General features: G+C 74.6%; 18 protein-coding genes and 2 pseudogenes. 13 read left to right on the top strand and 7 right to left on the bottom strand.

What is annotated here, in order from left to right; genetic code table 11:
* Positions 1-11: 11 nt before the first annotated feature.
* Positions 12-809: an alpha/beta fold hydrolase gene (locus VKK44_RS05520; RefSeq protein ID WP_343445753.1), complete on the top strand. Its 798-nt coding sequence runs from the start codon at positions 12-14 to the stop codon at positions 807-809.
* Positions 810-918: 109 nt separating this feature from the next.
* On the top strand, positions 919-2133 hold the full coding sequence (locus VKK44_RS05525; protein WP_343445754.1) for an ROK family transcriptional regulator: 1215 nt from the start codon (positions 919-921) through the stop codon (positions 2131-2133).
* 25 nt (positions 2134-2158) lie between these two features.
* Here VKK44_RS05525 and VKK44_RS05530 read toward each other — a convergent pair whose 3' ends face one another.
* The 3 genes from VKK44_RS05530 to VKK44_RS05540 form a co-directional block, all read right to left on the bottom strand.
* Positions 2159-2434, bottom strand: a complete 276-nt coding sequence (locus VKK44_RS05530; protein WP_343445755.1) for a GNAT family N-acetyltransferase — start codon at positions 2432-2434, stop codon at positions 2159-2161.
* Positions 2431-3369, bottom strand: a complete 939-nt coding sequence (locus VKK44_RS05535; protein WP_343445756.1) for a phosphotransferase — start codon at positions 3367-3369, stop codon at positions 2431-2433. Before VKK44_RS05535 ends, VKK44_RS05530 begins: the two co-directional genes overlap by 4 nt.
* A 91-nt stretch (positions 3370-3460) precedes the next feature.
* Positions 3461-4030, bottom strand: a complete 570-nt coding sequence (locus tag VKK44_RS05540; protein WP_343445757.1) for a dihydrofolate reductase family protein — start codon at positions 4028-4030, stop codon at positions 3461-3463.
* A 92-nt stretch (positions 4031-4122) separates the two neighbouring features.
* On the opposite strand from VKK44_RS05540, the gene VKK44_RS05545 reads away from it, so the two are divergent.
* Both VKK44_RS05545 and VKK44_RS05550 read left to right on the top strand, forming a co-directional pair.
* Complete coding sequence (locus VKK44_RS05545; protein ID WP_343445758.1) at positions 4123-4707, top strand: TetR/AcrR family transcriptional regulator; 585 nt, start codon at positions 4123-4125, stop codon at positions 4705-4707.
* A gap of 76 nt (positions 4708-4783) precedes the next feature.
* Complete coding sequence (locus tag VKK44_RS05550; RefSeq protein WP_343445759.1) at positions 4784-5929, top strand: polysaccharide pyruvyl transferase family protein; 1146 nt, start codon at positions 4784-4786, stop codon at positions 5927-5929.
* A gap of 10 nt (positions 5930-5939) precedes the next feature.
* On the opposite strand, the gene VKK44_RS05555 is transcribed toward VKK44_RS05550, so the two are convergent.
* A complete protein-coding gene (locus VKK44_RS05555; protein WP_343445760.1) occupies positions 5940-6146 on the bottom strand; it encodes a hypothetical protein in 207 nt (68 codons plus the stop codon).
* An 83-nt stretch (positions 6147-6229) separates the two neighbouring features.
* Here VKK44_RS05555 and VKK44_RS05560 point away from each other — a divergent pair, with 83 nt between their 5' ends.
* The gene (locus VKK44_RS05560) at positions 6230-6751 is read left to right on the top strand and encodes a DinB family protein (RefSeq protein WP_343445761.1); all 522 of its coding nucleotides are present in this window, start codon (positions 6230-6232) and stop codon (positions 6749-6751) included.
* Between the two features lie 3 nt (positions 6752-6754).
* Here VKK44_RS05560 and VKK44_RS05565 read toward each other — a convergent pair whose 3' ends face one another.
* Positions 6755-7615, bottom strand: coding sequence for a carbohydrate kinase family protein (locus VKK44_RS05565; protein WP_343445762.1), 861 nt, complete (start codon positions 7613-7615; stop codon positions 6755-6757).
* Between the two features lie 65 nt (positions 7616-7680).
* Between VKK44_RS05565 and VKK44_RS30940 the strand changes: the two are divergent.
* The 3 genes and pseudogenes from VKK44_RS30940 to VKK44_RS05575 all read left to right on the top strand — a co-directional run.
* Positions 7681-8131: pseudogene (locus VKK44_RS30940) on the top strand (ATP-dependent helicase); the annotation flags it as partial.
* A 113-nt stretch (positions 8132-8244) separates the two neighbouring features.
* Positions 8245-10905, top strand: a pseudogene (locus VKK44_RS05570) (DEAD/DEAH box helicase); the annotation flags it as partial.
* Positions 10902-11978 (top strand): SWIM zinc finger family protein, encoded by a 1077-nt coding sequence (locus VKK44_RS05575; protein ID WP_343445764.1) that lies wholly within the window; start codon positions 10902-10904, stop codon positions 11976-11978. The pseudogene VKK44_RS05570 and the gene VKK44_RS05575, both read left to right, overlap by 4 nt.
* 51 nt (positions 11979-12029) lie before the next feature.
* On the opposite strand, the gene VKK44_RS05580 is transcribed toward VKK44_RS05575, so the two are convergent.
* Positions 12030-12287 (bottom strand): DUF3040 domain-containing protein, encoded by a 258-nt coding sequence (locus VKK44_RS05580; protein ID WP_343445765.1) that lies wholly within the window; start codon positions 12285-12287, stop codon positions 12030-12032.
* A gap of 539 nt (positions 12288-12826) precedes the next feature.
* Here VKK44_RS05580 and VKK44_RS05585 point away from each other — a divergent pair.
* Genes VKK44_RS05585 through VKK44_RS05605 form a run of 5 tightly spaced genes read left to right on the top strand, consistent with a single transcriptional unit; the run spans position 12827 to position 19124 of the window.
* Complete coding sequence (locus VKK44_RS05585; RefSeq protein WP_343445766.1) at positions 12827-14905, top strand: DUF1800 domain-containing protein; 2079 nt, start codon at positions 12827-12829, stop codon at positions 14903-14905.
* A gap of 14 nt (positions 14906-14919) precedes the next feature.
* Positions 14920-16293, top strand: a complete 1374-nt coding sequence (locus tag VKK44_RS05590; protein ID WP_343447681.1) for a DUF1501 domain-containing protein — start codon at positions 14920-14922, stop codon at positions 16291-16293.
* A complete protein-coding gene (locus VKK44_RS05595) occupies positions 16290-17705 on the top strand; it encodes a ferredoxin reductase family protein (RefSeq protein WP_343445767.1) in 1416 nt (471 codons plus the stop codon). The genes VKK44_RS05590 and VKK44_RS05595 overlap by 4 nt, the downstream gene beginning before the upstream one ends.
* A gap of 13 nt (positions 17706-17718) precedes the next feature.
* Entirely contained in the window at positions 17719-18318 is a 600-nt protein-coding gene (locus tag VKK44_RS05600) for an FMN-binding protein (RefSeq protein ID WP_343445768.1), read from the top strand.
* Between the two features lie 50 nt (positions 18319-18368).
* Positions 18369-19124: an FAD:protein FMN transferase gene (locus tag VKK44_RS05605; RefSeq protein WP_343447682.1), complete on the top strand. Its 756-nt coding sequence runs from the start codon at positions 18369-18371 to the stop codon at positions 19122-19124.
* Between the two features lie 332 nt (positions 19125-19456).
* On the opposite strand, the gene VKK44_RS05610 is transcribed toward VKK44_RS05605, so the two are convergent.
* Complete coding sequence (locus VKK44_RS05610) at positions 19457-20128, bottom strand: bifunctional DNA primase/polymerase (RefSeq protein ID WP_343447683.1); 672 nt, start codon at positions 20126-20128, stop codon at positions 19457-19459.
* Positions 20129-20305 lie beyond the last annotated feature (177 nt).

The following is a 20305-nucleotide window of genomic DNA, read 5'->3' on the forward strand; positions in this document are numbered from 1 at the left end:
ATGATCAGCGGGTGAGCTATGCGGACGTGCGAGGGCTGCGGATCTGGTACGAGGTGCACGGCGCCGGCAAGCCGCTGGTCCTGCTGCACGGCGGATACGGGTCGGCCGAGACGTTCGCCCCGGTCCGCTCCGCGCTGGCGGCGCGACGGCGACTGATCGCGGTCGACCTGCGCGGCCACGGTCGCACCGCCGGCGCGGACCGACCGCTGCGGTACGAGTCGATGGCCGACGACGTGGCCGCGCTGCTGCGTCACCTCGACCTGCCCGAGGTCGACCTGCTCGGCTACTCGCTCGGCGGCGGCGTGGCCCTGCGTACCGCGATCCAGCACCCCGCGCTGGTCCGCCGCCTGGTCCTGGTCTCCACGCCGTTCCGGCGGCGGGGCTGGTACCCGCGGGTGCTGGCCGCGATGTCCACGCACGACGAGCGCGCCGCCGAGCGGATGCGCGGCACCCCGCCGTACGAGCGGTACGCGCGGCTCGCGCCCCGGCCGCAGGACTGGCCGGCGCTCTGGGCCCGCAGCGGTGACCTGCTGCGCCGCGACTACGACTGGTCGGCCGAGGTGGCCGCGCTGCCGATGCCGGTGCTGCTGGTCTTCGCGGACGCCGACGCGATCCCGATGGGTCACGTGGCCGAGTTCTTCGGCCTGCTCGGCGGCGGCCACCGGGACGCGGGCGACGACGGATCGGACCGCCCCGCGTCCCGGCTGGCCGTGCTGCCCGGCCTGACCCACGACGAGGTGGTGGCGTCGCCCGCGCTGCCGGCGGCGGTGCTGCCGTTCCTCACCCACCCCGCACGTGCCCCCGGCTGAGCGAGCCGCGTCGCCGGCGTCGTGGACCCGCACCACGACGCCGTCCGGCCGACTGACGGCGCGGTCTATCCTCGGAGGACAGGCCGTGTGTCAGCTGACGGGGTGGTCGATGCTGAAGGATCTGGCTGCGGATCGGCATGCGCAGGGGGACACCCGTCGGCGTAACCTCGGCGCGCTGCTCCGCCGCGTCCACCTGGACGGCGCGGTCTCCCGCGTCGAGCTGGCCGACTGGCTGGGCGTCAACCGCAGCACGGTCATGGCGCTCACGGCGGAACTCGTGGCGGCCGGCCTGGTCCGGGAGGTGCCCGCCCCGACGAGCGGGCGGGCGGGTCGTCCGTCCTTCGTGGTCCGACCGGAGTCGGCGGCCGTTCACGTCCTCGCCTTCGACATCGCGGTGGACCGGCTCGTGGCCGCCCGCGTCGACCTGGGCGGGACGGTCTCGGCCCGGCTCGAGGCGACCCGGCCCCGGGCCGGGGCCGACCTCGACGCGGTGGTGTCGGTGCTCGCCGACTTCGGGCGGGCGCTGCACCACGACGCGTCGCCCACGTCGGTCTGCGTGGGCATCGGCGCGTCCTACTGCGGGATGATCCGGCCCGAGGACGGGATGGTGCGGTTCGGGCCGGACATGGGTTGGGTGGACCAGGCGTTCGGCGCCGAACTGGCCCGCCGGTTGGATCTCGGCCTGCCGGTGCTGGTCGGCAACGAGGCCCACCTGGGCGCGATGGCCGAGCACCAACGCGGTGCCGGCGTCGGCGTGCAGAACCTCATCTACCTGCACGGTGACGTCGGCGTGGGCGGCGGGATCATCGTCGGCGGGGACCTGCTCGGCGGCGACGGCGGGTACGGTTCCGAGGTCGGGCACATGCTGGTCAACCCGTACCAGGGGCGGCCCTGCGGCTGCGGCTCGCGCGGTTGCCTGGAGGCCGAGGTCGGTGAGCGGGCGCTGCTCGACGAGGCCGGCCGCCCGGCCGACCACCAGGGGCGCGAGGCGGTGCGCGCCGTGGTCGCCGCCGCCGAGCAGGGGGATGCCGCCGCGCGCGAGGCCCTGCGGCGCATCGGTGACTGGCTGGGCATCGGAGTGGCGAACCTGATCAACCTGTTCAATCCCGGCGTGGTGATCTTCGGCGGGACGCTCCGCGAGGTGTTTCCGGGCGCCGCTCCCCAGGTCCGCAGCCGGATGGCCGCCAACGTGCTCCCCGTCTCGCGGGACAAGGCCCACCTGCGCGTCTCCGCGCTGGGCTACGACGCCACCCTGATCGGCGCCGCCGAACTGGCCTTCACCCCCCTGCTGACCAACCCCCTGACCCCCCACCCGGCCCACTAGCGCCAGGTGGGCCCGGCCCGAAGGGTCATCTCGGGCTGTCGCGGGGCGGCAACTCCACGATCGACGAGAGGGCCCGACCCGGTTGGGCGTGCAGAGCCCGCCACGCCCCGACGAGCGCCTCCGGAGGGGGACGCCCGTCATCGGGGGCCAACTGCCGCAGCAGGTCGAAGACCTGGTCGACGTCGTCGTCGGGCGTCGCCGGACGGATCGTCAGCTCACCGGTCACAGTGGCCGAGCCGAGCCGTCGCCGCCGGCCGTTCGACCGACCTCCGGCGGTACGGGCCCGGAGGGTCCGACTCACCCGCCCAGCCGGCGGGCCAGCCAGGGCAGCAGCGCGTCGGCCTGGAGCCGCTGGAACGCCCGCACGGTGGGGATGCCGGGCGGCGGTGGCTGACGGGCGGCGTCGAGGAAGAAGCCGGTGAAGCCGGCCAGCACCCCGGTCAGGTCGGCCGGGTCGACGTGCGCGGTGAGTGGCCGGGTGGCCAGCAGCGCGTCCGGGTCGATCCCGCCGTACACCTGCACGTTGACGACGGTCAGCAGCGTGTCCAGCCAGGCCGGCCCACGGCAGGCCCAGGGCCAGTCGACCACGGTGACCGTGCCGTCCGGGCCGAGCAGCAGGTTGTCGGCGCGGACGTCGAGGTGGCAGAGCGTGTCGCCGGCCAGCGCGGCGAGGCCGTGGTCGGCGGCGGCGCGCAACTCGGACAGGTGGGCGCGGGCCCACGGGTCGAGGTCGGCGGGCGGATCGTCGGCGATGCGTCGCCAGCCGGCGAAGTCGGGCGTGAGCGACTCCGCCGCGGTGCTGGTCGCGACCGTGGGGGCCGGGGTGAGCGTCGCGGCCATCGTCTCCAGCGTGGACAGCACGGCGGCCAGCTCGCCGAAGTCCCACGGGGTGACCGGGTGCCGGCCCTCGACGTCGGCGTAGACCAGCGCGATCCAGTCGCCGTCGTCGTGGCTGCCGAGCAGCCGGGGCGTCGGCGCGGTCGCGGGCAGGGCGGCGGCGATCCGGGCCTCGGCGCGGTGCATGGCGGGGCTGCGGTCGTTCTGCGCGGGGCTGACCGCCTTGACGAAGGCCCGCCCGCCGCGTGCGGTGCGGACCCGGTCGGCGGTGCCGGGGGAGAAGCCGCCCGGCTGGGACTCGGCCGTCACCACCCGGTCGCCGAGGACGGCCTCGACCGCGGCGCGCACGTGGGCCGGCAGGTCGTGCCAGTGGAGGCGGGTCTTCGTCGGGCTGCTCACGTGTTCCACCGTGCGCGCCGCCTCCCGCCGGGGCAACCGAGTTAGGCGGGGCCCCCGCCTGGGCCGGACGCGTCAAGCGGGGGCCCCTCCTTCACCGGGCGTAGCGCAGCACCACGACGCCGCTGTCGAACGGGCGCGTGGCGGAGAGCGTGAACCGCCTCGGATCGAAGCCACGCTCGACCAGCGGGATGCCGCTGCCGGCCACCACCGGGTTGAGCTTGAGCACCAGTTCGTCGATCTCGTCGAGGAGTTGGCCGGCGAGGTTGCCGCCGCCGCAGAGCCAGATGTCGCCGCCGGGGCGCGTTCTCAGCTCGCGGACGAACGCCGCCGGGTCGCCGGTGACGACCTGCACGTCCGGATGGTCGGCCGGGGTCAGGGAGCGGCTGAAGACGTACTGCGTCAGGTGGGCGTAGGGGCTGGTGACGCCGATCTTCAGGCCGGGCTCGTAGCTGGCGCGGCCCATCAGCACGGTGTCGAAGCGGCCGGTGGGTGGCGACGGGACGCCGAGCGGGGCGTGGGCGAACGTGGGCAGCGTCTGCGGCCAGTCGGACACCAGGTAGGGGGCGACGTCCGGCTCCAGCGGGAAGAAGTCGAACGACCCGTCGGGGGCGGCGATGAAGCCGTCGAGCGTGCTGGCGACGAAATAGACGAGCGTGCGCAAATCGGCTCCGAGGTTTGAGGAAACCACAACGACTGTCGTGGTTCGGCCACGAATGTACAACACCTGTCGTGGTTGTTGCTAGGGTGTGCGTCGTGGCCAGGAACCCGGAACGCCGTACCCTGCTCGCCGACGCCGGCCTGCGGATCCTCGCCGCCGCCGGCGCGCGGGGGCTGACCCACCGGGCGGTCGACGCCGAGGCGGGCGTGCCCACCGGCACGACCTCCAACTACTTCCCGTCCCGGTCGGCGCTGCTCGCCGGCCTGGCCGAACGGATCTTCGACCGGATGGCGCCCGACCCGGCGGTGGTGGCCGACCTGGGCCGTCGGGAGCCGTCGCTCGCGCTCGTCACCGACTACCTGCGCGACATCGTCGCCCGCACCACCCGCGAGCCCGACCTCACCCGGGCGCTGTGGGAACTGCGGCTGGAGGCCGGCCGCCGGCCCGAGCTGCGGGCCGCGCTCGGCGACGTGCTCCGCCGGGGGTACGCCGACGACGTCGCCTTCCACGTCGCCGCCGGCCTGCCCGGCGGGGCGTACGAGATCGCGCTGCTGCACTACGCGGTCGACGGGCTCCTGCTCGACCTACTCACCACCTCGATCGACGCCGGGTTCGACCCCGACCAGGTGGTCTCCACCCTGGTCTCCCGTCTGGTCGGTGCCGCGCAGCTCGCCCCCTGAGGCCGGCACCCGACCGGGTTACCCCAGCGTGCACAGCGGGAACGCGGGCCCGGACGCCCCGGGGAAGGAGCATCGGATGAGGGAAGGCGCCGGACTGACCATCGGCGTGCTCGGTTCGTACGGCGGACGTAACCTCGGCGACGAGGCGATCCTCACGGGTCTCCTGGCCGACCTGCGCCAGCACGAGCCGAACGCCCGGATCATCGTGTTCTCCCGCAACCCGGCGCACACCGCGCTGGCCCACCCCGACGTCGAGGCGGTGCCGTGGGAGGGCGTCAGCCGGGCCGACTCGTCCCAGGTGCTCACCCAGCTCGACCTGCTCGTCCTTGGCGGCGGCGGCATCCTCTACGACAAGGAGGCCCGGCGCTACCTGCGGGTGGTCCGGGTCGCCCAGGAGCGGGGCCTGCCGCTGCTCACGTACGCGGTCGGCGTCGGCCCGCTCACCGACGGGGTGGACACCACCATGGTCCGCGAGACGCTGGCGCAGGCCGTCGAGGTGACCGTCCGCGACCAGGAGTCGCGGATGGTGCTGGAGGAGGCCGGCCTGGTCAACCCGATCACCGTCACCGGCGACCCGGCGTTCCTGCTCACGCCCGAGGAGTTCCCCGCGCAGTGGCTGCGCGAGGAGGGCGTGCCGGCCGGTTCGCGACTGGTCGGGCTGAGCGTGCGCGAGCCCGGCCGGGCCGCGGAACGCCTCGACGTGGACGGCTACCACCGACTGCTCGCCCAGATCGGCGACTTCCTGGTGCACCGGATCGACGCGCACGTGCTCTTCGTGCCGATGGAACGCGACGACATCCGGCACTCGCACGGCGTGCTGTCACACATGATCGCCGCGGACCGGGGCCGGATCCTGCACGGCGACTACCGCCCGGCGCAGGTTCTCGGCCTGATGCGCCACCTCGACCTGGCGGTCGGCATGCGGCTGCACTTCCTGATCTTCGCGGCCATGATGAACACGCCGTTCCTGCCGCTGCCGTACGCCGGCAAGGTCTTCGACCTGGCCCAGCGGCTCGGCGTGCCGGCGCTGCGCGGCATGGAACGGGAGGTGGAGGGCCCGCTGCTGGCCGAGGTGGACCGGTTGTGGGACGAGCGGGCGGCCCGCGCCGACGAGACCGCCCGCCGGGTCGCCGAGGTCTGCGACCAGGCGCGCGGCACCTCGCAGGTGATCCGCAGCGTGCTGGACACCATCCGGGCCCGCGCGCTGACCCCGGTGGCCTGAGCCGGCGCGGTCAGACCGCCGGGCCGCGCCAGGTGTAGATCCATTCGTGGTCCGGCCGGTCGCCCGACTCCAGCTCGTAGATCTGCGCCTCCGCCAGCCCGCCCGCCCCGAGGTGGTGGTGGGTCAGCGGCGGGCGGCCGTTGCTGTCCAGCTCGACCGTGACGGTCTCGCCGTCGGCCGGGCCGCCGACCAGCGGAATGTGCACCGTGGAAGCCATGCGCCCATCCTGCCCCGGCCGCAGCGCACGCGCAGCGGATAGCGGGGCAGCGGGCCAGCCGGTCCGGCGACTAGGGTCCGAGAATGGCGACCCCGACGATCGACCCGACACTCGGTCCGGTCCTCGCCCGCACGGGCGACGAACGGGCGATCCTCGACGCGTTCCTCGACTTCCACCGCGCCACCGTGCTGCGCAAGGCGCGCGGCCTCGCCGACGCCGACGCCGGCCGACGGCTGGTGCCCTCGCTGACCACGCTGGCCGGGCTGCTCAAGCACCTCGCCCTGGTCGAGGAAAACTGGTTCGCCCGGCTGTTCGCGCCGGAGCCGGGCGACGTCCACCTCACCTCCCAGGTCGACGCCGACGCCAGCTTCACGCTCGCCCCCGACGACACGGTCGAGGCGCTCGCCGCGGCCTACGAGGCGGCCTGCGCCCGGTCCCGTGCCGTCGCCGCCCGGTTCGACCTCGATCACGTGGTGCCGCATCCCCAGCTCGGCGAGGTGTCGCTGCGCTGGGTGCTGGTGCACCTGATCGAGGAGACCGCCCGGCACGCCGGGCACGCCGACATCCTGCGTGAGCTGACCGACGGCGAGACCGGCGCGATCTGAGCGTCACTCGCGGGGCAGCAGCCCGTCCGGATACTCCATCCCGTCGTGGGTGCAGGCGGCGGCGGCCACCCGGGCGGCGTAGCGGGCCGCGTCGAGCAGGTCGGCGCCGCGCAGCCGGGCCGCGATCAGGCCGGCGGCGAAGGCGTCCCCGGCGCCGTTGGTGTCCACCACCGGCGCCGGTGGGGTGGCGGCGGGCACGTGCGCCGGCGGCAGGTCCGGGGCGTGGAGCGTCGCGCCGGCCGCCCCGCCGGTGACCAGCACCGTGCGCGGCGACAGCCCGGCCGCCGCCTTGCCGGCCCGCTCACCCAGCTTCACGTCGCTGACGAACACCAGGTCGGCGGCCTCGGCGAACGGCCGGTGGTAGTCGTTCTCGCCGTCCCAGTCGTGCAGGTCGGTGGAGAGCGACGCGGCGCCCCGCAGCGCCGGCAGCGCGTCCCGCGCCCAGTCCATGATCGACACGTGGGTGTGGGCCGCCTCGGCGACCAACGCGGCCAGCTCCGCGTCGGGGAACGGCGTCGGCCCGGACCAGGACCGCGGGTCGTAGAGCGACATCCGCCGGCCGTCCGGGTCGACCAGGTTCACCGACCGGCGGGTGCCGGCGGGCGCGTCCACCAGCACGGTCCGCACCGAGGTGCGCGCCAGCGCGGCCCGTACCAGGTCGCCGGCCGGGTCGGTGCCCAGCACGTCGACAAGCGTCACCCGCAGGCCGAGCGCGTGCGCGGCCAGCGCCACCCCGGCCCCGGTGTTGCCGATCCGCAGCTCGACCGGGGGCACGGTCAGTGAGTCGGCGGCGGGCAGTGGCAGCGCGGGCACCTGGGCGCGTACGTCCACGCCCAGCCCGCCGATAACGAGGAGGTCGACCATGGCGCCGACGATATCCGCTCGGCGCCGCCTATCCTGGCCCCGGGCGTCGTCGAGGGGGAGAGCGCGTGCTGGTCATCCACGGGCTGTGGCTGCCCGGCGCGGGGCTCGCCCTGTGGGCCGAGGACGGCACGCTGCCGACCGTCGCGCGACGTCGGCCCGGCCGCGCGCCCCGGGAACGGCCGCACCCGTTCGCCGCCGACCACGCCACGCTGGCCGCCGCGCTCGACGGGTTCCCGGGTGAGCCGATCTCCGTGCTGCTCGGCCTGCCCACCCGCGCCGGGTCGCCGGTGGACTCGCCGGAGCTGGTCCGGGCCGCCGTCGGGGACCCGGTCCGCGGCCCGGTCACCCGCGCCGGTTGGCGGGTCCCCGCCCTGGCGTACGCCCCCGACGACGCGTACGCGCTGCTGCGCGCGCCCCGGCCGGACCCGGTCGGGGCCAGCGTGCGACACCTGGCCGAGCTGGCCGACTTCGCCGCGGACCTGGTCGCGCGTGGCCGGCTGCTGCCCGGCGTGCTCGACGCCGGTAAGGCGGGGCCCCCGCTCAACGCCTCCGGTAGAGGCAGGGCCTCCTCTCATCACCCGCCCCGGGCCGGGCGGCGACTACGCCCGGTGGGTGAGTCCGACGTGGCGACCGCGCTGGCGCTCTGGCGACCGTTGCTCACCGGCACCGACGCGGCCTGGGCGCGCGGCCTGGCGCTGGCCCTGCCCCCGGCGGCCCGCGCCGCCCGCGAGTGGCAGCCCGCACCGTCGGATGCGTCTGTCGTCGCCCCGGCGACCACAGGTGCACCCACACCGCCGAACGCCGCCGCGCACCCGCCCGCGGCGACCGGCCGGGCCGACGGCGTGGGGCCGGGCGAGCTGGTGGCGGACGCGCTGGATGCGCTGGTCGACGCCGCCGCCCGCGCGGCCCTGGCCGACACCCGCCTGCACCGGGGGATGCGCCCCGGTGGTCCGGTGCCGCGCTGGCTGGCCGCGCTCACCGGCCCGGAGCGCGCCTTCACCACCGAGCCGGCCGCGTTGGCGACGCTGCGGCGCGAGCTGGACGCCTGGCAGCGCGACGCCGCCGGCGGCGCGGTACGGGCCACGTTCCGCCTGGTCGAGCCGGCCGCCGATCCGGTCGCCGAGCTGGTCGAGGGCGGCGCGTGGCGGGTGGAGTTCGGCCTGCACCCGGCCGACGAGCCGGGGCTGGTGGTCGACGCCGGGCACATCTGGCAGCGGCCCGCGCCCGCGCTCGCCGCCCGCGGGATCGACCCGCAGGAGACGCTGCTGGCGGAGCTGGGCCGGGCCAGCCGGCTCTGGCCGGAGGTGGACGCGGCACTGCGTACCGCCGCGCCGGAGGGGATGGAGCTGGACGCCGAGGGCGCGCACCGGTTCCTGCGCGAGGGCGCACCGGTGCTGCACGCGGCCGGCTTCGGGGTGCTGCTGCCGTCCTGGTGGCGGCGCTCCTCGTCCCGCCTCGGCGCCCGGCTGCGGGCGCGCAGCCGTACCGCCCCGGGCGCGGTCGCCACCACCGCCGGCACGCTGGGGTTGGACGCGCTCGTCGACTACCGCTGGGAGGTGGCGCTCGGCGACCAGCCGCTGACCGCCGAGGAGCTGGCCTCGCTGGCCGACCTGAAGTCGCCGCTGGTCCGGTTGCGCGGTCGCTGGGTCGAGCTGGACCCGCAGCGGCTGGAGGCCGGGCTGCGGCTGCTCCGGTCCTCCGGCGAGCTGACCGTGGCCGACCTGCTGCGGATGGGGCTCTCCGGCGAGGAGGGCGGCGGCGAGCTGCCGGTGCTGGACGTGGTCGCCGACGGGGCGCTCGGCGAGCTGCTGGCCGGCGAGGCGGAACGGCGGCTCACCCCGGCCGACCCGCCGCCGGGCTTCGTCGGGACGCTGCGGCCCTACCAGCGGCGCGGGCTGGCCTGGCTGGCCTTCCTTCAGTCGCTGGGGCTGGGCGGTATCCTCGCCGACGACATGGGGCTGGGCAAGACCGTGCAACTGCTCGCGCTGCTCGCCGGCGACCCGCCGGAGGCCGGCCCGACGCTGCTGGTCTGCCCGATGTCGCTGGTCGGCAACTGGCAGCGGGAGGCCGCGACGTTCGCGCCCGGCCTGCGGGTGCACGTGCACCACGGCGCGGAGCGGGCCCGGGGCGAGGCGTTCACCACCGCCGTGCAGGAGGCGGACCTGGTGCTCACCACCTACTCGGTGGCCGCCCGGGACGCGTTCGACCTGGCCGCCGTCGACTGGCACCGGGTGGTGGTGGACGAGGCGCAGGCGATCAAGAACGCCGCGACCCGGCAGGCCGAGGCGGTCCGGTCGCTGCCCGCGCGGCACCGGGTCGCGGTCACCGGTACGCCGGTGGAGAACCGGCTCGCCGACCTCTGGTCGATCATGCAGTTCGCCAATCCGGGGCTGCTCGGTCCGGCCGCGACGTTCCGCAAGCGGTTCGCCGAACCGATCGAGCGGCACGCCGACGCGGAGGTGGCCGAGCGGCTGCGCCGGATCACCGGCCCGTTCGTGCTGCGGCGGCTCAAGACCGACCCGTCGATCATCACCGACCTGCCGGAGAAGCTGGAGATGGAGGTGCTCTGCAACCTCACCGCCGAGCAGGCCGCGCTCTACCGGGCCGTGGTCGACGACATGATGGCGAAGATCGAGTCCAGTGACGGGATCGAGCGCCGGGGACTGGTGCTGGCCACCATGACCCGGCTCAAGCAGGTCTGCAACCATCCCGCCCAGTTGCTGCACGACGGCTCCGCGCTGACCGGCCGTTCCGGCAAGCTGGAACGGCTCGACGAGATCGTCGACGAGGTGCTCGCGGCGAACGAGAAGGCGCTGCTGTTCACCCAGTACGCCGAGTTCGGCGGGATGCTGCGCGGGCACCTGTCGGCGCGTACCGGCCGGGAGGTGCTGTTCCTGCACGGCGGTGTCGGCAAGGCCGAGCGGGATGCCATGGTGACGCGGTTCCAGTCGCCGGACGGCCCGCCGCTGTTCGTGCTCTCACTCAAGGCCGGCGGCACCGGGCTCACGCTCACCGCCGCCAACCACGTGGTGCACGTGGACCGCTGGTGGAACCCGGCGGTCGAGGACCAGGCCACCGACCGGGCGTTCCGCATCGGCCAGCGTCGCCGCGTGCAGGTGCGCAAGTTCGTCTGCGCCGGCACGGTGGAGGAGAAGGTGGCCGCGATGATCGCGGACAAGCGGAACCTGGCCCGGTCGGTGGTGGGCAGCGGCGAGCAGTGGGTGACCGAGCTGTCCACCGAGACGCTGCGCGAACTGTTCACGCTGGAGGCCGGGGCGGTGGTCGAGTGACCACGGGTCCCCGCTTCGAGGAGTTCGGGCCGCCGCTGCGGGTCGAGGGTGGGCTGCGGGCGCGCAGCGTCCGGGGCGCGATCGGGCGTTCCTGGTGGTCCCGACGGTTCCTGGAGGTGCTGGAGTCGTTCGCGCTCGGTTCCCGGCTCACCCGGGGCCGGGCGTACGCGCGCCGGGGGCAGGTGCTCCGGCTGGATGTCGCACCCGGACTCGTCACCGCCGAGGTCCAGGGGTCCCGGCCGCGTCCGTACCCGGTGCGGATCGGGCTGTCCGCGTACCCGGAGGAGGTCTGGCGTCGGATCGAGGCGGAGCTGGCCGGGCAGGCGTTCTTCAGCGCCCGGCTGCTCGCCGGTGACCTGCCGGCGGAGCTGGAGGAGCTGTTCGCCGCGGCGGGCGCGCCGCTGTTCCCGGCCGAGGTGGGCGAGCTGGCGCAGCGCTGTGGTTGCCCCGACTTCGCGGTGCCGTGCAAGCATCTGGCGGCCACGTTCTACCTGCTCGCCGAGGCGTTCGACGCGGACCCGTTCCGGCTGCTGCACTGGCGCGGCCGGTCCCGGGCCGAGCTGCTGGACCGGCTGCGGACGCTACGCGGTGCCCGGCCCGGCGGCGTGGCCGCGCCGAGCGGCGCCGCCGTCCGCGCGGGTCGGGTGGACGCGACCGGTCCGAGCGGCGTCGCGACGCGTCCAGCCCCGGCGGCCGGGACTGGGCGAGCGGATGCCACGGCTGCGTCGGCCGGGACTGTGCGAGCAGATGCCACGGCTGCGTCGGCCGGGACTGTGCGAGCAGATGCCACGGCTGCGTCGGCCGGGCCGGTGGACGTGCCGGTCGGGACGCCGGCGTCGTCGGTGACCGGCGCCGGGCGGGTGCTGGCCGGGTTGTCGCCGATCGAGCCGGCGGCGGAGCTGGACCGGTTCTGGCTCTCGCCGGTGACGCTGCCGGACCGTCCGCCCACCCTGGACACCGGCCCGGAGCTGCTGCTGCGGCAGCTCGGCCCACCCGGCGCCGAGATCGGCGGGCCGGGCCTGGTCGAGCGGCTGCGGCGGGCGTACCGGGCGTTCCACGGACCGACCGGTTAGGCGGGGACGCCGCCGCTGCCGGACGCGTCGGGCGGAGGCCCTTCCGCGCGCTCACCGCAGGCGGTGGCGGAAGCGCCACATCAGGGCGGCGTTGGCGACCAGCACCGTGGCGCAGATCGCCCCGGCCAACCGTCCGGCCAGCACGGTCATCGCCGGCAGCGAGGCCCACAGCGTGATCGTCAACAGCATCAGGTACCGGCCCCGGCGACCCCTGAGCCGGTTGTCCAAGCGGGCGAAGAACCGCGGATCGCTCTCCCGCAGTTGACGGGTGATCTGTTCGAACCTGCGCTGATCCTCTTGGCTGAGCATGGCGATGCCTTCCCCTCACGGCTTCAGCGGTTCGGCGGCTTACCCGATTTCCCCGCCCGTCACGCCCCCGGCCGCTGCTCGTTTCCCTCCACCTCCGACGACGAGCGCCCTGTTTCACGGAAAGAGTGGCCATTGCGGCTCGGATGGCCCCTCTTTCCGTGAATCTGCGCGGCGGCGGGGGTGGGGGCGGGGGCGGGGTGGGTGGGGTGAGGTAGGGGAGGCTTAGCGGTGCCTTAAGTTTTCCTGTGGGGGTGAACGGGCGTCGACGGCCCGTTGCCGGGCGAAACCTCGCGTCGGGGCGGTTGGTGGGCGAGTCGGCCCTGCTCCCGGGGGTGCCGGGATGGGGGGTCCGCGTCGGGTGTCCCACGCCGGGCCTGAGCACCGTCTTAAGTGCGCCCGGGAGCCGGTTCGGGCCGCCTTGAGCAGCCGGTCCGGCCTGGCTACTTTCCCGTAGCAACTCTCCGGCAACCGTCGCCGCCCCTCCCACCCAACCCCCGGGTGGCAGGCGTGCCGGCGCTCGAAGAAAACGGGATAGCTACATGGCCGACCTGAACGTGCCACCGCGTCGACCTCGGGACGACCGCGGCTGGGACGGATACCAGCACCCCCATCCGGACGGGTACCGCGAAATGGGCTCCGCCGCCCCGTACGCCGGCGGTCACCCCGCCCCGGCGCCGCAGCCCGCCCCGGGCCCGCAGTGGGTCGGACCGAACGGCTTCGCCCCGGCCGGCCACGCGCCCGGCGCGGGTCACCCCCAGCCCCACCCCGGCTACGCCCAGCCCGTCGGCGGGTACCCGCCGCCGGCCGGCCCGGGACTGCCCAACCTGGACGACGACTCCGACGACGCCCCCCGGCGTGGCCGGCGTCGCGCCCTCGCCACGCTCGGTGGCGCGGCGGTGGTCGCCGGCGGCGCGGCGTTCGCGCTCTCCCCGCAGCTTCGCGGCCTGTTCTCGGACGGTGTGGAGTCCGGTGACGCCACCGGCACGGTGACCACCGACGGCACCCAGGCCCGGCCCAGCGGCCAGCAGCCCAGCACGGTGCGTACCTACACCGAGCAGAACGAGAGCTACATGGGTTCCCGGGCGGGCGCGGCGCTCAAGCGCAACACCCCGACCGGCGGCCGGATCTTCGGCAGCCCGGCGGCTGCCGCCGCGGCGACCGAGGTGACCGTGAAGACGGTGCTCGCCAAGGACCCGATCCGCCACCTGGCCAGCCGGACCACGTTCGGCCCGACGCCGAGGGTGATCGCCGACATCAAGAAGCTCGGCATCGACAACTGGCTGCGCCAGCAGTTGGAGCCGGAGAAGATCGCCCCGACCAAGGCCGAGCTGAAGCTGGCCGAGCTGCCCTCGCTGAAGCTCAGCCCGACCCAGCTCCGCGACCAGCGCGAGCAGCTCAACGAGCGCGGCGTCGACCCGGCCCGGGAGACGGTGGACGCCACCATCGCCCGGCAGATCTGGTCCGACCGCCAGCTCTTCGAGGTGATGGTCGACTTCTGGAACGACTTCCTGCACGTGGCGGCCGACTTCGACGGCGGCGAGACGTACCGCAACTCGTTCGACAAGGACGTCATCCGCAAGCACGCGCTGGGCAGCTACCCGGAGATGCTGGTCGCCGCGAACAAGCACCCGGCGCTGCTGCTCTACCTGAACCAGGTCGACTCGCGCAAGGACGCGATCAACGAGAACCTGGCCCGGGAGAACCTGGAGCTGTACTCGGTCGGCGTCGACGGCGGCTACACCGAGAAGGACGTGCGGCAGGCCGCCATGCTCCAGACCGGGCGGGGCGTCGCCGACGGCAAGTACATGTTCTTCGGCGACCGGCACTACGTCGGCAAGGTGAAGATCCTCGGGTTCAGTCACGCCAACAACTCGAACGACCCGAAGGTCGCCGACAAGGTGATCGACTCGTACATCCGGTACATCGCGCTGCACCCGTCGACCGCGAAGTACGTGGCCCAGAACCTGGCCACCCGGTTCGTCTCCGACACGCCGCCGAAGTCGATCGTGGACCGGCTGGCGAAGGCGTACACCACCAACAAGGGCCAGATCCGGCCGGTGCTGGCGACGCTGTTCAGCTCCTCGGAGTTCTGGGCCGCGGTCGGCCAGAAGGTCCGCCGCCCGATGGAGTACCTGGTCGCCACGTACCGGTCGCTGGGCGTGGGCCCGGACGCGACCGCCGGGTTCGAGGGCGACCAGCGGCGCACCCCGTTCGCCCAGGGGCTGCGGCAGATCCAGGACAAGATGCGCGAGCTGGGCCAGTACCCGATGGGCAAGCCCACCCCGGACGGCTACGCCGACGTCTACCTCGCCTGGACCTCGGCCGGCACCATGGTCGACGGCTGGAACGAGGCCGGTGACCTGCTCGGCGGCTGGCGCAAGCAGTTCACCTACGTCAAGCCGGAGAAGCTGGTGGCCAAGCCGCCGACGACCGCCGGGGCGTACGTGGACGCGCTGGCGCAGAAGCTCGTGCACCAGAAGCTGAGCGCCAAGGAGAAGAAGCTCGTGCTCGCCGTGGCCGGGGTGTCCGAGGGCGCCAAGGTCGACGCCACCTTCAACGGGGCCATCGCCGCGGTCGCGCGGACGATCCTCGCGTCCCCCCAGCACCACCTCCGGTGAGGCATTCGATGGAGATGACCGTGAACCCGTACCCCCTGCACCCCGAATGCCCCGACGTGCGGCGGCTGGCCGACAACCCGACCGAGGCGCTGCTGCGCGCGGAGGCGGACATCGTCGCGGCCGAGAACGCGGTCGAGGCCGACCGGTACCGCCGGCTGGAGGAGGTCGAGGAGGCCCAGCAGGACGGCCGGGGCGTCACCCGGCGTACCTTCGTGGCCGGCGCGGCGGCCACCGCGACCGCGCTGGCGACCGCGCAGTTCGTCACCACCTCGGCGTCGTTCGCGGCGACCAAGACCGGCACCCTGATCCACGTCTTCCTCTACGGCGGGCTGGACGGGCTGAGCCTGGTCGCGCCGGCGAGCGACCCGGTGCTCAGCAAGGCCCGCCCCGACCTGCTGCTCGGCAACGACTCGCTGGCCCTGGGCCGCGGCTTCAAGCTGACCAGCGCGTTCGCGCCGCTGGAGAAGTGGCTCAAGGCCGGCCAGCTCGGCTTCGTGCCGGCGGTGTCCGACCCGCGGCTGTCCCGCAGCCACTTCCAGGCCGCCGACGCCTGCAACCTGGGCGGCCTGCCCGGTGAGACCGGCGGCCGGGGCTGGCTGGACAGCCTGGTCGACACGCTCGGCAAGGGCACCGCGTTCCGCAGCGTCGGCATCGGCAGCACGCTGCCCCGCTCGCTGGTCGGCGTGAACGGCGCGATCTCCCTGAACAACGTCGGCGAGCTGCGGCTCAACGGCGACGACAAGTACCGCGCGGCCACCGAGAAGGCGATCCGCGGCCTGTTCACCGGCATCAACCACCCGGTCGAGGAGGCGGTCATCGAGGGCATGGGCGCGCTGTCCACCGCCCAGAAGCTCGCCGCCAAGCCGTACGCGGCGGCGGCCGGCGTCAAGTACGAGGGCGTCGGCAACGCGTTCCAGCAGCTCGCCCAGCTCATCAAGGGCGGGGCGAACGTGCGGGTGGCGACCGTCGGCATGGGCGGCTACGACACCCACGAGAACCAGGGCACCAGCGAGGGCGGCCAGCTCTGGCGGCGGCTCAACGAGCTGGCCAACGCCATGGCGGCGTTCTTCACCGACCTGGGCGACAAGGCCTCGGACGTGACGGTCATGGTGTCCAGCGAGTTCGGCCGGCGGGTCGCCTCGAACAGCGGCGGCACCGACCACGGGCACGGCGGTGTGGTCACCGTGCTGTCCGGGCGCAAGCTCGCCGGCTCGCTGCTCGGCACCTGGAACGGCCTGGACACGTTGGACAGCGGCGACGTGCCGGAGTACAACAACATGTTCAACGTGTACGGGTCGGTGGCGCAGGGCCGCTTCGGCCTCACCGCCGCCCAGGTGGACAAGGTCTTCCCCCGACAGAAGTTCACCCCGATCAAGATGTACGCGTGACGTATCAGGACACCCACGCCGCCGGCCGTCGTACCGGGCACTCCGCCCCGTACGGCGGCCGTCCGGCTGCTCCCGTACCACCGGGCCGGCCGCGCCGCGGGCCCGGCGGCCGGCGTGCGCTCGCGGCGGCCTTCTGGCTCGGCCTGGTCGTCGCGGTCCTGCCGTGGTGGCTGGGCACCCCGGCCGGCTCGCTGGCGGACACCGCCGACCTGCTCACCGCCGGCGGTCGGATCACCGGCCTGATCGCCGGCTACCTGCTGCTGGTGCAGGTGCTGGCGATGAGCCGGCTCGGCGTGCTGGAACGCGCGTTGGGCGGCGAGCGGATCTCCCGCCTGCACCGGGACCTCGGCGCGACGCTGCTGGTGGCGGTGCTCACCCACATGGCGCTGCTGGTGGTCGGCTACGCCCGGCAGGAGCGCAACTCCGTGTTCGGCGAGGTCGGCGCGCTGCTCACCGACTACGAGGACATGCTTTCCGCGTTCCTGGCCGCCGGCGTCATGGTGGTGGTCGGGTTCACGGCGGTCCGCGGCATCCGCCGCCGGCTGCCCTACGAACTCTGGTACGCGCTGCACCTGACCAGCTATCTCACGCTGCTGCTCGGCTACGCGCACCAGTTCAGCAACGGCGCCCAGCTCCACGAGCCGGGGCCGGTGCGCACCGGCTGGATCGTCGCGTACCTGCTGGTGGTGGCCGCGCTGCTGTGGGGCCGGATCATCGCGCCGCTGGTGTTCAACCTGCGGCACAAGCTGCGGGTGGCCGACGTGGTGGCGGAGAGCCCGGACACCGTCTCGGTCTACCTGACCGGGCAGCGGCTCAACCAGATCGACATGCTCGGCGGCCAGTACTTCCGCTGGCGCTTCCTGAACCCCGGCGGCTGGTGGCAGTCGCACCCGTTCTCCGTCTCGGCGGCGGGCAACGGCCGCTGGCTGCGGCTCACCGTGAAGGTGGTCGGCGGGCACACCGCCGACCTGCGGGACCTCACGCCCGGCACCCGGGTGTGGGCCGAGGGGCCGTCCGGTACGTTCACCGCCGCGCACCGCACCCGGGAGCGGGCGCTGCTCATCGCCGGCGGCAGCGGCATCGCGCCGCTGCGGGCGATGCTGGAGGAGTTGCCGCCCGGCGCGGCGCTGATCTACCGCGCGCGTACCCCGGCCGACGTGCTGCTGCACCGGGAGCTGGACTGGCTCGCGCAGGCCCGGCAGACGTCGGTCTGGTACGTCATCGGCCGGCGCGACGACCCCGGCCCGCGCCAGGTGATGAACCCGGAGGGGCTGCGCCGGCTGGTGCCCGACCTGACCCGCCGCGACGTCTACCTGTGCGGGCCCGGCGGCATGGTCGACGAGACCGTGAAGGCGCTGCGCGCGGCCGGCGTGCCCCGCCGCCAGATCCACCTCACCGCGTTCGAGTTGTAGGAAGGCACCCACCATGCGTCGCACGCTGATCGCGATCACCGGACTGGCCGCCGGCACCACCGCGCTGGTGGTCCTCAAGGGCGGTCCCGGCGCCGGCCAGGCCACCGCCGGTGACCTGCCGGTCGCGCTGGCCCCGGTCGCGCCGGGCGGCTCGCCCGCGCCCGGCGGGCCGACGCCCACCGCGTCCGGCGGCGGCACGCCCTCGGCCGCGCCGAGCACCTCGGCGAAGCCGGGTGCGAAGCCCTCCGCCGACCGGACGCCGGCCACCCGGACCAGCACCCGGGCCCGGACCACCCCGGCCGCGCCGAAGACCACCACGAAGGCGCCGAAGCCCACCACGCGCACGGTCACCGGGCCGACCGTCACCTACCGGTACGGGTCGCTGCGGGTGCAGATCACGTTGAGCGGCAGCCGCATCGTCGACGCCACCGGGCTGGACATGCCGGTCGGCGGGCAGGAGGGGCAGCGCGCCGACGATGTGCAGGCCCGCTACAGCGGCAGCTCCGGCGAGGTGGTGGCGAAGCAGAGCGCCAACCTGAACACCGTCTCCGGGGCCACGTACACCAGCACCGCGTACAAGCAGTCGTTGCAGTCCGCCCTCGACAAGGCGTGACGCGGTTGGCCGCCGCCGGCCGGCCCGGCCTGCGTCGGGTCGAGCAGATCATGGGTACGGCGATCAGCCTCGACCTGGCCGACGACCTGCCCGCCGCCACGTTGCACGAGCTGGCCGAGCGCACGTTCGACTGGCTGCGCGAGGTGGATGCCCGGTTCAGCACGTACCGGGACGACAGCGAGGTGTGCCGGCTGGACCGGGGGGAGTTGCGGGCGGCCGACGCCTCCGGCGACCTGCGGGCGGTGCTGGAGCGGTGCGCCGACCTGTGGTCGTCCACGGACGGCTTCTTCGACGCGTACGCCACCGGCCGGCTGGACCCGTCCGGCTACGTGAAGGGCTGGGCGGCGCAGGTCGCCTCGGACCGGCTGGTGGCGGCCGGCGCCCCGAACCACTGCGTGAACGCCGGCGGCGACGTCCGGGTCCGTGGCCGGACCGCCACCGGGGAGCCGTGGCGGATCGGGGTGCGGCATCCCTGGGACCCGGCGGCCACCTGCCTGGTGCTGACCGGCACCGACCTGGCGGTCGCCACCAGCGGGGTGTACGAGCGCGGCCACCACGTCGTCGACCCGCGCCGGGGGGCGCCGGCGGCCGGCCTGCGCTCGGTCACCGTGGTCGGCCCGGACCTGGGCGTGGCGGACGCGTACGCGACGGCGGCGGTGGCCATGGGCGGGCCCGGCATCGCCTGGCTGGACCGCCTCCCCGCCCCCTGGCAGCACGCCGTGGTGACGGACGACGCCCGTCTCCTGCACTCCCGCACCCTTCCTGCGACCCTCGACCCGGCCCGCGCCCGGCCGTCACCGGGGTGAGCAAGGAGTTGGCGTCGTGCTCGGGCCGCCGAACCGACGCGAACTCCTTGCTCAACGCCGGGGTGGGGGGAGGGGGCAGCGTGGGGGGCCGGGGTCAGCGGAGAGGGCGGTGGAGGATGGCGGGGCGGGAACCCGGAGGGCGGGGACGGCCGGGGCGGGCGCCCCGGGGGCGGGTGAACGCCCACGGGTACGGGCGTCGGCGGTGCCGTGGTGGTTCCGTGCCGCCGGTGTGGCGGGCCGCGTCGTCCCTGGACATCGTCAAACCCCCGCTCTGGCGCGCACGCGCCCTCGGCAGGCACAACGAGCCCGGTGCCGGGGAGGTCGCTGTCGGGTCAGCGACCCCGCCGGGGCAGCGGGAGGTGGCCGGGGAACAGCTCCGGGGTGAGCGTGACGCCGGCCGCCCGCAACGCCGCGATCAGCGCGTTCTGCACCAGGTAGGAGTCGGGCAACTGCCATCGGGCCTGTTCCGGGGCGACCGCCCAGCGCACGGCGCCCTCGGGCAGCCGGGTCGGCGGGGCCGGGATCCACGAGCCGGGGCCGTGCCGCACCACGTGGAAGCAGTGCTCCAGCTCCGGCCGAAGCGGGTCGCCGGGCCGGACCAGGAACATCCAGCGGCCGGTCGGGGTGACCAGCACCGGCCCGCGTACGCCGAAGCCGGCCGGGTGGGCGGCGACCGTCTCCAGCACCTGCCGGCCCAGGTGGGCGGCGACCTCCAGCACGTCGAACGCGCGCCCGGTGGGCAGCAGCACCCCGTGCGGGCGGCTGCGCCACCAGGTGGCCACCCGGGCCGGGTCGGCGCTGGCCGCGTGTTCCCACTCCTCCAGCGCCGGGTGGCAGCCCACCGTGGGGCAGCCGGCCCGACCGCAGACGAAGCGGCTGTTGGCCAGGCAGGCGCCGGGCGTGACCGGCCAGCCGTGCAGCGCGTACCGGATCGCGACCCGTCGCAGCCGCACCCGTTCCAGCGGCGACAGGTGAGCGACGCGCGGTCGGACGTTCCCCCACATGTGTGCCATCCCCTCTCGCCCCACCGAATCGTCCACCGCCACACGTCGAGAACCGTCACTGCCGTAACCCGGGATCGTTGACCTGACGAACGGCCGGTGCAACTTGCACGAAAACTACGAGAACTGGCTGGACGGCTGACGTACAACCTGTGCGACCAGGGAAAACCTGGTGGACAT

Source organism: Micromonospora sp. DSM 45708, from assembly GCF_039566955.1.
Lineage (GTDB): Bacteria > Actinomycetota > Actinomycetes > Mycobacteriales > Micromonosporaceae > Micromonospora.

What these genes read in the sequence shown, in the direction of transcription:
- VKK44_RS05560 (WP_343445761.1), top strand. Translation starts at nt 6,230, where the DNA reads ATGGCGACCCCGACGATCGACCCGACACTCGGTCCGGTCCTCGCCCGC.
- VKK44_RS05525 (WP_343445754.1), top strand. Translation starts at nt 919, where the DNA reads ATGCTGAAGGATCTGGCTGCGGATCGGCATGCGCAGGGGGACACCCGT.
- VKK44_RS05555 (WP_343445760.1), bottom strand. Translation starts at nt 6,146, where the DNA reads ATGGCTTCCACGGTGCACATTCCGCTGGTCGGCGGCCCGGCCGACGGC.
- VKK44_RS05585 (WP_343445766.1), top strand. Translation starts at nt 12,827, where the DNA reads ATGGCCGACCTGAACGTGCCACCGCGTCGACCTCGGGACGACCGCGGC.
- VKK44_RS05550 (WP_343445759.1), top strand. Translation starts at nt 4,784, where the DNA reads ATGAGGGAAGGCGCCGGACTGACCATCGGCGTGCTCGGTTCGTACGGC.
- VKK44_RS05605 (WP_343447682.1), top strand. Translation starts at nt 18,369, where the DNA reads ATGGGTACGGCGATCAGCCTCGACCTGGCCGACGACCTGCCCGCCGCC.
- VKK44_RS05610 (WP_343447683.1), bottom strand. Translation starts at nt 20,128, where the DNA reads ATGTGGGGGAACGTCCGACCGCGCGTCGCTCACCTGTCGCCGCTGGAA.
- VKK44_RS05590 (WP_343447681.1), top strand. Translation starts at nt 14,920, where the DNA reads ATGACCGTGAACCCGTACCCCCTGCACCCCGAATGCCCCGACGTGCGG.
- VKK44_RS05600 (WP_343445768.1), top strand. Translation starts at nt 17,719, where the DNA reads ATGCGTCGCACGCTGATCGCGATCACCGGACTGGCCGCCGGCACCACC.
- VKK44_RS05580 (WP_343445765.1), bottom strand. Translation starts at nt 12,287, where the DNA reads ATGCTCAGCCAAGAGGATCAGCGCAGGTTCGAACAGATCACCCGTCAA.
- VKK44_RS05565 (WP_343445762.1), bottom strand. Translation starts at nt 7,615, where the DNA reads ATGGTCGACCTCCTCGTTATCGGCGGGCTGGGCGTGGACGTACGCGCC.